This is a genomic window from Streptomyces aurantiogriseus (assembly GCF_014649375.1).
Taxonomy (GTDB): Bacteria; Actinomycetota; Actinomycetes; order Streptomycetales; family Streptomycetaceae; genus Streptomyces; species Streptomyces aurantiogriseus.
Genome location: NZ_BMSX01000003.1, coordinates 502,575 through 516,965 on the forward strand (window position 1 = coordinate 502,575; position 14,391 = coordinate 516,965).

Below are 14,391 nucleotides of genomic sequence, written 5' to 3' on the forward strand. Positions count from 1 at the left end.
TTGACTGCTACAAGTGACGGACCGTAGGTTAACGACGAGTACGACTTGGCCATCCTGGCCGTCTGGGGGGTCGGTTTCTGTGTCGGATGCGTCATCACCGGACGACGCTTATGCGTTCCAGGTCCTGGAACTGCTGGCACAGGAGGCACCGGCCGCCGAGATCGAGGCGCTGCTCGAAGCGGCGCGCGACTCCGGGGCCGGCCCCGGGCAACTGGAACGTGCCGAACGCGCCACCCGGCTGGGCATGTCCGTGCTGGCGCTCTTCGGCCAGCGGCAGAAACGTGAGGCCGATCTGGCGGCCCTGGTCGACACCGCCCGCGATCTGACGTACCCGCACGACCTCGACAGCCTGCTGCGGGTGATCATCCGTCAGGCCCGGCGGCTGCTCGGCTTCGACCTGGCCTACATCAGCCTGCTCGACGAGACCGACGGCAGCTGGCGCATCCGCACCTCCGAGGGCGAGACCACCGCGCTGAGCGTGGGCCTCCAGGTCGAGCCGGGCTATGGCTTCGGTGACGCGCTCACCGCCCGCAACGCCGCGTTCTGGACCGCCGACTACCTGAAGGACGAGCGGATACAGCACTGCGAGCGCATCGACGACGTGGTGCGGGCCGAGGGCCAGCGGGCCATCCTCGCCGTGCCGCTGCACCGCGGCGGCGCCCCCTTCGGCGCGCTGTACGGTTCCGACCGCACGGTGCGGCACTTCACCCCGAACGAGGCCGGGCTGATGCGCACCCTGGCCGATCTGGCCGCCGTCGCCATCGACAAGTCGCGGGTGCTGGACCAGGTCCGCGCCGACGTCAACGACCTGGAGGACGACTCCTACCGCGCCCAGCTGTCCCTCACCCGGATGCGCGGCCTGGTCGACATGCAGCGCCGGCTGATCGGCCTGGCCCTGGGCGGCAGCGACCTGGCGGCGGTCACCAGCGCGGCGGGACACGCCCTGGACGGCACGCTGGTGGTGCGCGACCCCGGTGGCCGGACCCTGACCGCCACCGGCGAGATATCCGGCCTGGACGACGCCGCCGTCGCCGAGGCCGTGCTCGACGCGCACGCCGGTGGTGCGCCCGTCACGCTCGCCAGCGGCCTGTGGATCGTCCCCCTCGACGCCAGCGGCGAGAACGTCGGCGCACTGATCCTGCGCCCGGCCGGTGAGCTGACCTCGGAGGACGAGCAGCTGCTGCAACTCGCCGCGCAGGCCGTGACCATGGTGCTGCTGCTCCAGCGCAGCACGGTCATCGCCGAGGGCCCGGTCCGCGACGAGCTGCTGGAGGACCTGCTGGCCGATCCGCCCAGCCGCTCCCAGCGCCAGTTCAGGGACCGCGCCGAGCGGCTCGGCATCGACCTGTGCGCGGAACACGTGGTGGTGCTGGCCCGGCCGGAGGGCGGGGAACAGGGTCGGGCCGCGGTCTGGGGCTCCTCCTACGCACACCGGATGAACGGCCTCAAGTGCGTACGGGCCGGCTGTCTCGTCCTTCTGCTGCCCGCCTCCGACGCCTCCGACGCGGCCCGCCGGGTGTCCGCCGAACTCTCGCCGCTGCTCGACCATCCCGTCTCGGTCGCCGCCGCCGGACCCGGCCGCGGCGCCGCCGACATCGGCCGGGTGTACCAGGAGGCGCTGCGCTGCCTGGACGCTCTGACCCTGCTGCGCGGGAAGGGTGCCACCGCGGCAAGTTCCGACCTGGGGTTCCTCGGGATGCTACTCTCCGACGACCACGACATCGACGGCTTCATCACCTCGGCGATCGGCCCGGTGCTGGAGTACGACAACGAGCGCTTCACCGAACTCGCCAAGACGCTCCAGGCGTACTTCGACTCCGACCGCAGCCCGACGTACGCCGCCGAGACGCTGCACGTCCACCCCAACACCGTCTCGCGCCGGCTGGAGCGGATCACCGAACTGCTGGGACCGGACTGGCACAAGCCGCAGCGGGCGCTCGAGGTGCAGCTGGCGCTGAAACTGCAGAACACCCGCAGGGTGCTGGAGGCACGGCGCCCCGACCGGCCGCGCCTCCACGGGGACGCCTGACACCGGCGGGGCCGCCGTACGTCGGTCTCATCCGGCCGGGGTCTCCAGCGCGATGCCCCGGCCCGCCAGGGCCGCGACGGTGTGCACGCCCTCGGCGGTGGCCTCCACGTCGAAGGCGAGGCGCACGCTCGGCGGCCGGCCGATGAGTTCGGCGGCACGGGACGGCAGCGGCGCCGCGGCGGCCTCGGCCGACTCCCACAGCAGCACGGCACCCCAGCGCTGGGCGGCCGTGTCGGAGATCCAGAACTTCAGCCGCAGGCCCTCGGCCCGGGAGAAACGATCCACCGCCTCGTCCCGCAGGAAGCCGCGCAGCGACTCCACGGTCTGCCCCGACCCCTCCAGGTCCCACCAGACCACTACCGCGTGCACGAGCGCACCACCTCGCCCAGCAGCGAGCCCACGATCTCCGGACCGTCCTGGGTCAGCACGGACTCGGCGTGGAACTGCATGGACGCGAAGCCCCGGCCCCGCAGCGCGTGCACCTCACCGGTCGCGGGATCCCGGCTGACCGCCACCTCGCCGAAGGCGGGATGGCCGAGTGTGTCCCGCTCGGAGCGGGCGGCGAAACTGTTGTAGAAGCCCACCTTGGCGGGCCGGCCGAACAGGTCGATCGTCCGCTGTACCCCCTGGTTCGGCACCGGGCGGGCGACCAGGTCCAGGCCGAGCAGCGAGCCGAGCACCTGGTGGCTCAGGCACACCGCCAGGAACGGCCTCCGCTCCTCCAGCAGCTGCGAGATCGTCGTGCGCAGGTGGGCGATCTTGGGGTGCCACACGTCCCGCGGATCGCCCGGCCCCGGCCCCATGACCACCAGGTCGTGGGCGTCGACGTCGTACTCCTCGTCGAACCGGCGGACCGTCACCTCCGGTCCCAGGGAGCGCAGCTGATGGGCGATCATCGCGGTGAAGGTGTCCTCGGCGTCCACCACCAGCACTCGGTGTCCGGCGAACACGCCGGTGTCCGGGGCCCGGCCGCCCGGCGCGTCCAGCCAGAAGTCCGCGATGCCGTCGTTGCGGGCCGTCAGCGCGGAGCGGACGTCGGGGTGCGCGGCGAACCGGGTGGGCTCCGGCTCGCCCAGCGCGGCCAGCAGACCCGACGCCTTGGCCCGCGTCTCGCGTACCTCGGAGTCCGGGTCGGAGTGACGGACCAGCGTGGCCCCGACCCCGATGCGCAGGTGCCCCTCGGCGGAGATGTCCGCGGTGCGGATCAGGATCGAGGAGTCCAGGGCACGGGCACCGGAGGCGTCCCGGCCGATCAGCGCGGCCACACCGCTGTAGTAGCCGCGCCCGGTCGGCTCGTAGCGGCTGATCACATGGGCGGCGTTCTCCAGCGGGGAACCGGTCACGGTCGGGGCGAACAGCGTCTCGCGCAGGATGTCCCGGACGTCGTGGTCGGTCTCGCCCTCGATGAAGTACTCGGTGTGGGCGAGCCGCGCCATCTCCTTGAGGTACGGGCCCACCACCCGGCCGCCCGAGGGGCAGATCCGGGCCATCATCTTCAGTTCCTCGTCGAGGACCATGTACAGCTCGTCGGTCTCCTTCCGGTCGGCGAGGAACTCCAGCACACCGTCCAGGGACGGGCCGCCGGCCGGGTACCGGTAGGTGCCGCTGATCGGGTTCATCACCGCCTTGCCCTTGTCGACGCTGATATGCCGCTCCGGCGTGGCCCCCACGAAGGTGCGCCGGCCGGTGTGGATCAGGAACGTCCAGTGGGCGCCGATCTCCCGCTCCAGCAGCCGGCGGAAGAACGACAGGGCGACCCGCGGGGTGAAACCGGGCAGCTGCGCGGTGAAGGCCCGCTTGATGACGAAGTTGGCGCCCTCGCCGGTGCCGATCTCGTCCGCGATCACCCGGCGCACGATGTCCGCGTAGTCCTCGTCGGAGACGTCGAAGCCGCCGTCGTCCACCTTCACCGGCTCGTTCGGCAGCCGGAGGAGAGCCTGGGACAGGGGCAGCGACTGGGCCGCGCGGACCGGCATCGCCATCAGCGGCTCGCCGTCGTCGTGGGCGGCGTAGCCGCGCTCGGCGATCTGGCGGTAGGGGATCAGGGCGAGCAGTTCGTGGCCGCCGCCCGGACCGGCGGAGTCCGGCAGCGGCAGCTCGGCGAGGGACGCGCACGGCGCCGCGTCGGTGAGCAGCACCTCCAGCGTGTCCCGGCCGGTGGCCTCGGGGCGGTGCAGCAGGGCGAACGCCGGCGCCGAACCGTCCAGGACGCGCGCCAGCAGGTCGGACGTGTCCTCCGGCCGGCCCGTGGGGGCTTCCTTCGTGGTCACCGGCGGTCCTCCTCGGGCATCGTGCCCAGCTCGTCGAGCAGGGACTTGGTGACGGCCACCCGGGCGCAGCGCTCGGCCGCGTACGTCAGGGCCAGACGGTGGTAGTCGGCGGAGAAGTCGGCGACGGCATCGGCCGCCAGGAAGGGCTGGATGTCGTGGGTGAAGGCGTCCACCGCCGTCATCAGCACCCCGACATGGGCGTACACACCGCAGACGATGAGTTGGTCCCGGCCGTGTGCGCGCATGCGGTCCAGCAGGTCCGAGCGGGCGAAGGCGCTGTAGCGCCACTTGGTGAGTACCCAGTCGCCGTCCGCGGGTTCCAGGGGCGCGACGACCCGGCGGTGCTCGGGGGAGGTGCGCATGCCGGGTCCCCAGAAGTCGGCCAGCAGACCGCGCTGTTCGGGGGTCATGCCGCCGGGCTGGGCCGTGTAGGCCACCGGGACGCCCAGCTGGGCGCACCGGTCGCGCAGCAGCGCCGCGTTGTGCACGAGAACGTCCGCGACATCGGGTGGGAAGGGCTTGAGGAAGTACTCCTGCATGTCGTGCACGAGCAGGACGGCACGTCGGGGGTCGGGCTGCCAGTCGACGGCCACCGGAGGCAGCTCGCCGGGTGCGGGCAACTCGTACGGCTCGATGGGCGGGATGCCGGCCATGGGTGGGGCGGGTCCTTTCGGGGCAGGGACGGGCGGGGCTCTCAGACGCCGAGGGTGGCTCCGCCGTCGACGGTGAGGCTGTGCATCGTGATGTGGCCGGCCTCGTCCGACAGCAGGAAGGCGACGGCCAGGGCTATGTCCTCGGGGCGGGCGATCTTGCCCAGGGGGATGCCGACCCGGTACGTGTCGGGGTTGCCGGCGATCGACGCCGCCGCGGCGCCGTGGTCCGTGTGCATGCCGTGCAGCATCGGGGTGTCCGTGGAACCCGGAGCCACCACGTTGCAGCGGATGTTGTGCCGGGCCACCTCCAGCCCGAGGCACTTGGTGAAGGCGGTGGTGGCCGCCTTGGACGCGGCGTACGCGGCCATCCGGTCGCGGGCCGTGCCCGCCGCGTTCGAGGCCACGGTGACGACGGCTCCCCGGCGGCGCGGGATCATGCGGTTCACGACGGCACGCGAGGTGAAGAAGACCCCGTTGGTGTTGACGCCGAAGGTCGTGGACCAGTCCTGGTCGGTGAGGGCGTGGGCCTCGGCCAGACGCAGCACACCGGCCGCGTTCACCAGGTGGTCGATCGGGCCGAGATCGCGCTCGACCGTGTCCACCAGCTGTTCCACCTCCCGGCTGGAGGTGACATCGGCGGGGTAGGCGCGCACGGTGTGTCCGTCCGCGGTGAGCTTGCCGACGGCGGTGGCCAGCCGGTCCGGGTCCAGGTCCACGGCGGCGACCGTGACGTCCCGCTCGGCGAGCAGCCTGACGACCGCCTCTCCGATTCCGCCTGCCGCCCCGGTCACCAGGGCGATGGTGCCTTTCACGGTGTTGCCTCCCAGCGCTGCTTCGTCTGCTGCTTCATGTGCCGCTCCGCCTGCCGTCCCGGGTGCCGTCGCGTGCGCCGCCTCCTTCGGGGTGCGGGTCGGGGTCCTGTGCCACGGGTCGTCAGCCACGCCAGGCCGAGACGACCTCGATGGCCTGCTGGAGGTTGAGCCGCGGGTCGCAGAAGGTCAGGTACTTGTCGCCGAGCCGGTCCAGGTGCGAGGCGTCGCGGACGCACTCGGTGACCGCCTCGGGGGTGGTCTCCAGATGCAGCCCGGCCGCGACACCGCCGTTGCCGTTCACCGCGCACTGGAAGTTCTCCACCTCGCGGACCACGGACTCGACATAACGGGTCTTCAGCCCCTCCGGGCTGGTGACGGTGTTGCCGTGCATGGGATCGGACAGCCACAGCACGGGGTGACCGGCGCCGGCGACGGCCGCCACCAGCGCGGGCAGCTTCTCGGCCGCGTTCCGCGCCCCCATCCGGGCGATCAGGGTGAGCCGGCCGGGCCGCCGCCCGGCGTCCAGGCGCTCGCACAGCGCCAGCAGTTCGTCCGGCGTCATGCTCGGGCCGACCTTGACGGAGACGGGGTTGTCGATCTCGGCGAGCAGCGCGATGTGCGCCCCGTCCAACTGCCGGGTGCGCTCCCCGACCCAGGGCCAGTGGGTGGAGGTGAGCAGCAGGGAACCGTCGGCCTCGCGGCGCAGCAGGGGGAGTTCGTAGTCCAGCAGCAGTGCCTCGTGGCTGGTCCACACGGGCACGTCCAGCTCCGGGCGCAGGGATGTGCCGCGCCAGCCGAGGAAGTGCATGGTGTCGCTCGCGGCCCGGTATCCGGAGAGCAGATGGCGCGGGTCGGGGCGGCGCAGCTCCGGGTCCGGCTCGGGGCGGTTGACCATGTGCCCCCGGTAGACGGGAAGTTCGGTGCCGCCCACGACCTCGGTGGGCCGGGAGCGCGGCTTGCCGTACTGGCCGGCGATCCGCCCCACCCGCAGCACGGGCTTGGCGGAGGTGAGCTTCAGCGTGCCGGCGAGCACATCGAGGAGAGCGGCCTTGCGGGCCACGTCGTCGGGTGTGGCCTCGGCGGGGTCCTCGGCGCAGTCGCCGGTCTGCAGCACCCGCAGACGGCCCGAGGCCGCCTCGCCGAGCAGGGCGCTCAGCCGCTGTACGGCGTCGGCGTCGACAAGCGCGGGCATGCGGCAGAGGTCGTGGCGGACTCCTTCGAGCGTGGGGTCGTCGTGCCAGTCCGGCTGCTGCCGGGCCGGGAGAGAACGCACGTAGGACACTGTGTCGATCATGAAAAGTCCCTGTGGGGGAAGACATCGGGCCAGGGCCCGGTGGATGGCTGGGGCTCGGAGGACGAAGGCGGAAGTGGTGTCCGGCGAGGGCCGCGGGCGTTACGGGGGAATCGCGCGCCGCCGGCCCCCGCCGGAGTCCTGGGGGCCGTGCCTGATCGACTGCGACTATCGATGCGCGTCAACCACGGGGGCAACGGCGTTCGTTCTAGTTCGTCAGGTGGCGGACGGCGTACGGCACCGCCGGTGGTCCGTGCACACCGGGCGGGTGGCGCGGTGGTGGCGCGGCCACTGCCCGACGTCAGGCGGTGAGCCTCGGACGCGGCTGGTCGAAGGGGCCGGAGGCGTCGGTGACCCCCGTCAGCAGGGACGCGGCGTGCGCCACCGCGGCGAGCGTCGTGTGGCGGTGCCAGCCGCGGAACGAGCGCCCCTCGAAGTCCCGCAGCCCGACCCGGTCACCGACCGTCGCGAGATCGCGCGCGACGCGGCGGCCCAGCTTGGTCAGCCGCAGCAGCCGACACGGGGGCGCAGCCAGATCGGTCAGCCACATCCGGGCCGGCGGCTGCCACTGGTCCTCCCACTCGCCCAGCAGGTACAGGGGCCGCCGGTCGCCCGCCGGGGCGGAACCGGGCGTGGCCACCCGGATCGACAGGGCGGAGGAGGCCCGCCGGGTGCCGTGTTCGGCGTCGTCCCACGCCACGGTCCGGCGCAGTCCTCGTACGGACATCAGGATCTGCTCCGCGGTCAGCGGCCCGGCGCCGTACCCGGGCATGGCCGGATCGGCGACCAGGAGCCGGGTGCCGGGCATCACACGGGCCACGACGGGCAGCCCGCAGCGGGCGAATCCGTCGAGCACCGCGCTGTCGGTCCAGTTGCCCGGGACGTCCAGGAGGACGGGGCGCGGGGTGACGTCCGGGTTGCGCAGGGTCTGGGAGACCGCGGCCAGCGCGCTCTCCTCGACCGTCTCGGCGGAGACGCCCTCCGGGAGCTCGGCGCGGCGCCGCAGGTCCGCGTCCTGCGTCCACTCCTCGGGCAGCAGCAGCCGCCAGTTGACCGGCGCGCTCACCGGCCCCGAGGCGAACCACACCCCGAGCGCGCACTGCCCGCGCAGTACCTGGCCCAGCTGGGGGACGAACCGCCGCCCCACACCCACGGAGTGCCGGCCCGACTTGGGGATGGTCAGTGCCTGGACGACCCATGCGGCGGGTGCGGTGGTCCGCTCCACATGGGCGGCGAGGGCGGCCCGCATCGGCCGCCAGTCCCAGGTGGAGCTGGAGACGAAGTGGTGCAGGGACTGCACCGCCGACCCGCCGCCCGCCTGCGCGGCGATGTTGCGCACCGACTTGCGGCCCGGTGTGGTCAGCAACCCGCGCACGTACTGCTCGCCGCGCACCCGCTGGTCCCTCCTGGGCAGTGACGCGAACATGAGCGAGCACAGCTCACCGACGATGTCGTCGCCCAGGAACGGGTAGCGCACGGGCCCGGTGGGGTGCCGCCGGTCGGCGGAACGTCCGGAGCCGTGGTCCATCGGGACGGATGACAGTTCGGATGGCTTCACCGCAACCTCGCCTCAGGGGTCAGGCAGCCCCGTTCGGACTGCCCTCTCACCGTCGCCTCGGAAGCGGCCGGTTCACGAGGTGGACCAGCCACCCTGATCGCGGACGCGCCGGTTGTGCGGCCACCGCCGCCGGCCGCCGGATCACGTGCCCGGAGAGGCGCGGACCGGTTACGGTCCGGACCACCGCGCCACCGCGGCCGACCGGTGGTCCGGGCACCGCACGTGTCAGGGGGAGGTGGTGGCGGCCGCTACGGTGCCCACGGCCAGGACGTTGCCCTCGCTGATGTAGCCGTCGGGGTCGTCGAGGGGGTGCGCGGGGCCGTCCGGGTCGAGCAGGTCCGCCCACCGTTCGCTCAGCCCGAGGTCGAGCGCCTGACGGGCCACCTGGGCGCAGGCGGCGGTGTAGAAGGCGCGGGCGGCCGGTGTCAGCGGGGCATGGTGCTCGATCAGCACGGTCCGCTGCCGTACACCGGTGAAGCCCGCCCGTCGCATCCAGCGGTACAGCTCACGCGAGCGCAGCAACTGGCGGGCGTAGCCGGGACCGGCGCCGGCGGCCCGGAAGAAGTCCGTGAACAGATACGGTTCGCCGGGCCGTACGGTGATCAGATGGGCGTCCAGGTCCTTCACGGCGACCGTGCCGCCGGGTCGGGTGACGCGCCGCAACTCGGCGAGCACCGCGGCGAGTTCGGTGTCGTCGAGATACTGCACGGTGTTGGCGCACCACACCGCGTCGAAGGTGTCGTCCGGGTAGGGGAGGGCGAGCAGGGTGCCCTGCCGGACCTCCACCGGGCAGCCCGGCGGCTGTTCCCGGACCCGCCGGGCGGCGAGGGCGGCGTTCTCCTCGGCCAGATCGATCGCGGTGACGCGGCCCGTGGGGCCGACGAGGGCGGCCAGATGCGGAAGGAAGTCGCCGCTGCCGCAGCCCGCGTCCAGGACGTGGTGGCCGCGCCGGACGCCTGCCTGCCCGAGCAGCTGGAGGTAGGGCACCTCGCACGCCTGGAAGTGGGCGTCGACGATGGTGTGGTGGGTGAACCCCAGGCCGGTGGAGGAAGTGTGGCCCCACGCCTCGTGGTCCTCGGTCAGCACGTGGCGGCTCCCACCCGGTCCAGGAGGGAGCACAGCGCGGCGGTCACCGCGTCCGGTGTCTCCAGCGGCTGGAGGTGGCCGGCCCCTTCGATGGTGACCAGCTCACCACGGGGCAGGGCCCGGACGGTGTGCAGCGACTCGTCGGCCGCGACCAGTTCGTCCTCGGCGCCCGCGATCACCAGAGCGGATACGTCCGTCTCCCGCAGTGTCGCGGTGTGGTCGGAGCGCTCGGCGATGGCGCGCTGCGCCCAGGCCACGGCCGCGGGATCGGCGCGGTGCGCGTCGGCCAGCACCCGGGCGAGCACCTCGGGCCGGGTCTCGCGTGTGGTACGGCCCACCAGACGAGGAGTCGTCCGGGCGACGACGGTCTCCCGCATGCCGTCGGCGGTGATCGCGTCCGCGAAACGCAGCCGCTGCTCCTGTGCTTCGGGCGGGTCCGCGGTAGCGCGAGCCGACAGCAGGCACACGGCCTCGGCCCGGCCGGGGTACCGGCGCAGAAACGTCATCAGGACGTAGCCGCCCATCGACGACCCGGCGAACACGGCCCGTTCGACGCCCCGCGCGTCCAGCTCACGGGCCAGGTCGTCGGCCACCACGTCCAGCGAGGGCGGCGCGTCGCCGAGCGGGGCCGAGCCGAAGCCGCGCTGGTCGACGGCGAGGACCTGGTGCCCGAGCGCGGTCAGCTCGCGGCGCTGGGCCTCCCACATGGATGCGTCCAGGGAGAGCGCGTGGAGCAGCACCACCTGGGTCATCGCTCGGCCCCGGCTTCCGCCGCCGCGACGAACCGCCGTACGTGCTGGGGCAGTTCGCGGTCGTTGCACCAGGCCAGGCTCACCGGAGCGGGCGGCAGGCCGGTCACCGGGACGACCCGCACCGTGGGCGGCGCGACATCGGCGAGGGAGATGAGGGAGAGGTGCACCGCGTTCCCCTCGGCCACCAGACGCATCATCGCGGGGATGTCGGTGACCCGGTGGCGGCGGTGGAGCGGCCGGCCGGCCGGGGTGTGCGGGGGCACCACCTCGTCCCACACGTACTGGGGCATCTCGCCCGGACGGTCGAAGAGTTCCTGGTCGGCCAACTCCTCCACGGAAATGGCGTCCTGCTTGGCGAGCGGGGAATCGGCCGCCACCACGGCGCCGCGTGCGTCGTACGTCAGAGCGCGGCTGCAGGCCAGGTCGGGCTCCTTGAGCCCGAACTTGACGATCATCACGTCGAATTCGCCCCGGCGCAGCTCGGTGAACGGATCGGCGATGTCGTACTGGCCGAGGCTCACCGCGGCCGGGTCCCATCCGGCGATCCGGACGATGTGCAGGGCGACGTCGGGGGAGCCGTGGAAGCCGAGGCGCAGGGGCGTGGGCTGGTCAGACAAGGGGGGTCTCCTGGGTGAGTCCGGCGGTGGCCATCAGCCGCCCGGGCCGCTCGAAGACGATCCGGACGGACGCCAGATGTCCGTGCTCCCCGGTCAGCCGGGGAACCTGGCGCAGCGTCAGCCGGTCGCCCGGTGCGAGCAGTCCGTCGATCACGGCTTCGGCCAGTACGTGGTTGAGGTCCACCAGGGTGTCGGCGACGGTGCGCCCGGCGGTGGCGAGACAGAGGTCACGGTGGGCGGCGGGACGGCCGGTGCCCGCGCCGGGCAGTTCGACGACGGTGTCCGGCGCGGGCGGCGGCGCTGCCCGGCCCTCGAACAGCTTGAGCAGCCGGCGCAGCGAGGACTGGTCGGCCTGGCCGGGCGCCGTCCACGCCGCGGAGCCGTCCTCGGCGATGTGCGCGAAGTCGAACCGTCCGCGCAGCCGGCCCGGATGGCCGGCGAGGAACACGGTGCGGGTGAACGAGCGGCGCCAGGCGGACGCCGTGTCCGGGTCGAGCCCGAAGGCGTACGCGCAGGTGTCCCGGACCCATCGGGCGAGGTCGACGTGGTGGATCACCACGACGGCGGTGGTCTGTCCGGTGTCGTCCTGCGCGGCGATGTCGTCCTGCGCGGCGAGGAGCCCCTCCGGCGAGGTCAGGTCGTGGCGCGCGGCCAGGTCGGGGCGGACCGCGACGATCCGCCGTCCGGCCGCCCGGCACAGCTCCGTCTGGACCGGGGTCACAGGAACACCCCCGCGAGCAGATCCCGGGCCGGCGGGGTGCGCCGTCTGCCGAGCAACTGGGCCGTCACCCGGTAGGGGTCGACGTACACATGGTCCTTGCGATGGCGGGCCAGCCGTTCGGCGAGGGGGACGTCCGGCGGCTCCTGGCCGTCGGCGATGAGCCGTTCGGCCCGCCGGAAGCACTGGTCGAGCAGGTCCGGGCGGTACGACTCGTGCTCACCCGGGCCCAGGGTCGCCACGAAGTAGAGGCGGACCCCGAGGCGCACCGCGGGCGGCGCGTACCGTTCGCGGGCGGCGGCCAGCAGGGTCCTGGCCTGATGGTCCCGCCAGCCGCCGTGCCGGGCGGAGCGGATGTGCCCGTCGACCGGAACGCGGCTGAGGGGCACCCGCCGCACGTGCGGGCCGAGCGCGCCCAGTACGCGGGCGAGCAGCTGGTAGTCGGGGTCGAGCTCACGGTCGTACAGCAGCACCACCTCGTCGAAGCCGACGGCCAGAGCGACCAGTTCGCGCAGCGCGCACGCGAGGTAGTTGGGCCGGCCGTCGGCGGTCACCAGACGGCGCAGCGGCAGCCCGCACCGGGTCAGGTCCAGATAGACGGGGCCGCCGTCGCGCCGCTGGTCCAGGCACATGCCGAGCCGGTCGAGCCGGTCCAGGACCTCGTCCAGGCCCAGACCAGGCGGCTGGTGGTGCAGCAGCCCCGGATCGTGCAGGCCGAGGCCGGCGTAGTGCTCCGACCACAACTGCAGGATCCGGGTGCTGGCCGGATGCACCCAGCCCCGTTCGGCCGCCTCTGCGTAGGGCCGCAGCGCCCGTGCGGAGGCGGTCCGGTCCGCGGTGCGGAACGCCATGTACAGCTCGCCGATCTCGTCCTCGGTCAGCGCGGAGTAGCCGGCGTCGCCGTGGGTGCGGTCGAGGAACTCCCAGAAGCCCAGGGTCTGTTCCGTCGGGTGGTAGGTCGTGTGGCTGTAGCGGTAGGTGACGTCGGCGAGATGGCGGGTCGCCCGGTACATCACGTCCGTCCACAGCAGACCCTTGAGGTGGCTCGGGGTGAGCGGCTTGGACGGGGTCACCGTGATCGGCGCCAGCAGCACCGAACGCCGGGCGGCGGACTGCCGTTCCGGGACGGTCTCCATGGACGGGGCGGCGGTCATACGGCCGCTCTCCGCGCCCCTGCCAGCAGCCGCAGCAGTTCGTCGCGCGGCGGGGCGCCGCCGGGCCGGGGCAGGTCCGCGCCGGGGTCGCCCGCGGCCTGCCGTACCCGCGCCACGAACTTGTCGTCACCCAGCAGCTGCGCGGGCGTCGTCAGGGTCATCAGCATGCGGGTCAGCCCTCGCCACACCTGTCCGTCCCGCTGCGCCGCTGCCGCGATCTCGTCGATCGTCGGCACTCCTTCGGCCGGTTCCGGGCGCGGCGGGGCAGCGCCGTTGATCGCCGCGCGCCAGCGGGCGATTCGCACCCGGTCGGACCCCACGGCCTGCTCGTACCAGGGCAGGAACAGTTCCTCGGTCATCTGCGCGACGGCCCGGGACTGGGCGATGCCGGCGTCCGGGTGGGCGGCGAGCACATCGGCGAGCCGGAAGGCGTGCTCCAGGGCCAGCGACACCCCGCGCCCGAACAGCGGGTCGGTGACACACGCGGCGTCACCCACCGGGAACAGCCCCGCGACCGGCCGCTGCGCGGTGGTGGCCAGGCCCCGCAGGGTGTTGGGCGGGCTGGTGATCGCCTGCACCGGCGAGACCGGTTCGCTCACCCCGTCCGCCAGCCACGGGGCGACTCCGGGCGTGGCGCGGGCCACCGCGGTGAACGCGGACGGCAGCCGCAGTTCGGCCATCGCCCGGTCGCCGGGCAGGGTGCCGAGGGCGACGGAGAAGACACCGCCGTCCGCGGGGTGGAGCACTCCGGCGTAGTGGTCCCAGATGCCGCCGGCGGCGTTGCCGCGGCCGAGCGGTCCGGGTCGTTCGGTTCCGGTCAGCCGGTAGAAGCGGGTCCAGCCGGTCAGTCCGGACGGGCTGGTTCGGTCATCGGCGACCGGCACCCCGGCGATCCGCAGCCAGGTGCGGGACAGCGCCTGTCGGCCAGTGGCGTCCACGACCAGGTCGGCGGGCACCCGCTCGCCGGTGGTGGTGATCACGGCCCGCACCCGCTGCCCGGACGGGTCCAGTTCCAGTCCGCCGACCGCCGTCTCGTGCCGCACGGCGACACCGGGCAGCTCCCGCACCACCCGGTGCAGCACCAGCTCCAGCACGGCACGCCGGCAGCCGAGGCCGACGAGGTCCTCGTCGCCGGGCGCCCGGCCGCCGTCGACCGCGTCGGCCGGCAGCGCTGCCGTCAGATCCAGGGTGACCGCCCCGGCCGCGACGGCCGCCTCCAGCACCTGCGGGGCGCGCTCGCGCAGCACCCGCACGCCCAGCGAGGTGAGGGTGTGGGCGTGCGCGGACTGCGGGACGGTGGGACGCCGCCATCGCCCGGCCGCCTCGGCGGGCGGACCCTCCGGTGGCGGCGCGGCCCGCTCCAGCACCAGTACCCGGTGGCCGGTACCGGACAGGGCCAGGGCGGTGGCGAGCCCCGCGACACTGCCGCCGGCGACGACCACGGCCGGCAT

At 73.5% G+C, this 14,391-nt stretch carries 13 protein-coding genes; 1 reads left to right on the top strand and 12 read right to left on the bottom strand.

Features of this window, described 5'->3' with window-relative positions; genetic code table 11:
- Window positions 1-79 precede the first annotated feature (79 nt).
- A complete protein-coding gene (locus IE263_RS08875) occupies window positions 80-2,029 on the top strand; it encodes a helix-turn-helix domain-containing protein (protein WP_189934055.1) in 1,950 nt (649 codons plus the stop codon).
- A gap of 27 nt (window positions 2,030-2,056) precedes the next feature.
- Here IE263_RS08875 and IE263_RS08880 read toward each other — a convergent pair whose 3' ends face one another.
- The 12 genes from IE263_RS08880 to IE263_RS08935 form a co-directional block, all read right to left on the bottom strand.
- Window positions 2,057-2,398, bottom strand: coding sequence for a hypothetical protein (locus IE263_RS08880; RefSeq protein WP_189934057.1), 342 nt, complete (start codon window positions 2,396-2,398; stop codon window positions 2,057-2,059).
- Entirely contained in the window at window positions 2,386-4,299 is a 1,914-nt protein-coding gene (locus IE263_RS08885; protein ID WP_189934058.1) for an anthranilate synthase family protein, read from the bottom strand. Before IE263_RS08885 ends, IE263_RS08880 begins: the two co-directional genes overlap by 13 nt.
- The gene (locus tag IE263_RS08890) at window positions 4,296-4,952 is read right to left on the bottom strand and encodes an isochorismatase family protein (protein ID WP_189934059.1); all 657 of its coding nucleotides are present in this window, start codon (window positions 4,950-4,952) and stop codon (window positions 4,296-4,298) included. The genes IE263_RS08885 and IE263_RS08890 overlap by 4 nt, the downstream gene beginning before the upstream one ends.
- 41 nt (window positions 4,953-4,993) lie before the next feature.
- On the bottom strand, window positions 4,994-5,764 hold the full coding sequence (locus IE263_RS08895) for a 2,3-dihydro-2,3-dihydroxybenzoate dehydrogenase (protein ID WP_189934060.1): 771 nt from the start codon (window positions 5,762-5,764) through the stop codon (window positions 4,994-4,996).
- 121 nt (window positions 5,765-5,885) lie between these two features.
- Window positions 5,886-7,058: a 3-deoxy-7-phosphoheptulonate synthase gene (locus IE263_RS08900; protein WP_189934062.1), complete on the bottom strand. Its 1,173-nt coding sequence runs from the start codon at window positions 7,056-7,058 to the stop codon at window positions 5,886-5,888.
- A gap of 298 nt (window positions 7,059-7,356) precedes the next feature.
- A complete protein-coding gene (locus IE263_RS08905; RefSeq protein ID WP_229910861.1) occupies window positions 7,357-8,583 on the bottom strand; it encodes an IS701 family transposase in 1,227 nt (408 codons plus the stop codon).
- A 255-nt stretch (window positions 8,584-8,838) separates the two neighbouring features.
- A complete protein-coding gene (locus IE263_RS08910; protein ID WP_189934064.1) occupies window positions 8,839-9,699 on the bottom strand; it encodes a class I SAM-dependent methyltransferase in 861 nt (286 codons plus the stop codon).
- Window positions 9,693-10,451 (bottom strand): alpha/beta fold hydrolase, encoded by a 759-nt coding sequence (locus tag IE263_RS08915; protein WP_189934066.1) that lies wholly within the window; start codon window positions 10,449-10,451, stop codon window positions 9,693-9,695. Before IE263_RS08915 ends, IE263_RS08910 begins: the two co-directional genes overlap by 7 nt.
- The gene (locus IE263_RS08920; protein WP_189934068.1) at window positions 10,448-11,068 is read right to left on the bottom strand and encodes a LysR substrate-binding domain-containing protein; all 621 of its coding nucleotides are present in this window, start codon (window positions 11,066-11,068) and stop codon (window positions 10,448-10,450) included. The genes IE263_RS08915 and IE263_RS08920 overlap by 4 nt, the downstream gene beginning before the upstream one ends.
- Complete coding sequence (locus IE263_RS08925; protein WP_189934070.1) at window positions 11,061-11,789, bottom strand: DUF6182 family protein; 729 nt, start codon at window positions 11,787-11,789, stop codon at window positions 11,061-11,063. The genes IE263_RS08920 and IE263_RS08925 overlap by 8 nt, the downstream gene beginning before the upstream one ends.
- A complete protein-coding gene (locus IE263_RS08930; protein WP_229910862.1) occupies window positions 11,786-12,940 on the bottom strand; it encodes a hypothetical protein in 1,155 nt (384 codons plus the stop codon). Before IE263_RS08930 ends, IE263_RS08925 begins: the two co-directional genes overlap by 4 nt.
- Window positions 12,937-14,391, bottom strand: a complete 1,455-nt coding sequence (locus IE263_RS08935) for an FAD-dependent oxidoreductase (RefSeq protein ID WP_189934072.1) — start codon at window positions 14,389-14,391, stop codon at window positions 12,937-12,939. Before IE263_RS08935 ends, IE263_RS08930 begins: the two co-directional genes overlap by 4 nt.

Bases quoted from the DNA above. Each gene is read 5' to 3' on its own strand.
- IE263_RS08900 (WP_189934062.1), bottom strand. From the start codon at position 7,058: ATGATCGACACAGTGTCCTACGTGCGTTCTCTCCCGGCCCGGCAGCAG.
- IE263_RS08930 (WP_229910862.1), bottom strand. From the start codon at position 12,940: ATGACCGCCGCCCCGTCCATGGAGACCGTCCCGGAACGGCAGTCCGCC.
- IE263_RS08915 (WP_189934066.1), bottom strand. From the start codon at position 10,451: ATGACCCAGGTGGTGCTGCTCCACGCGCTCTCCCTGGACGCATCCATG.
- IE263_RS08890 (WP_189934059.1), bottom strand. From the start codon at position 4,952: ATGGCCGGCATCCCGCCCATCGAGCCGTACGAGTTGCCCGCACCCGGC.
- IE263_RS08905 (WP_229910861.1), bottom strand. From the start codon at position 8,583: ATGGACCACGGCTCCGGACGTTCCGCCGACCGGCGGCACCCCACCGGG.
- IE263_RS08935 (WP_189934072.1), bottom strand. From the start codon at position 14,391: ATGCCGGCCGTGGTCGTCGCCGGCGGCAGTGTCGCGGGGCTCGCCACC.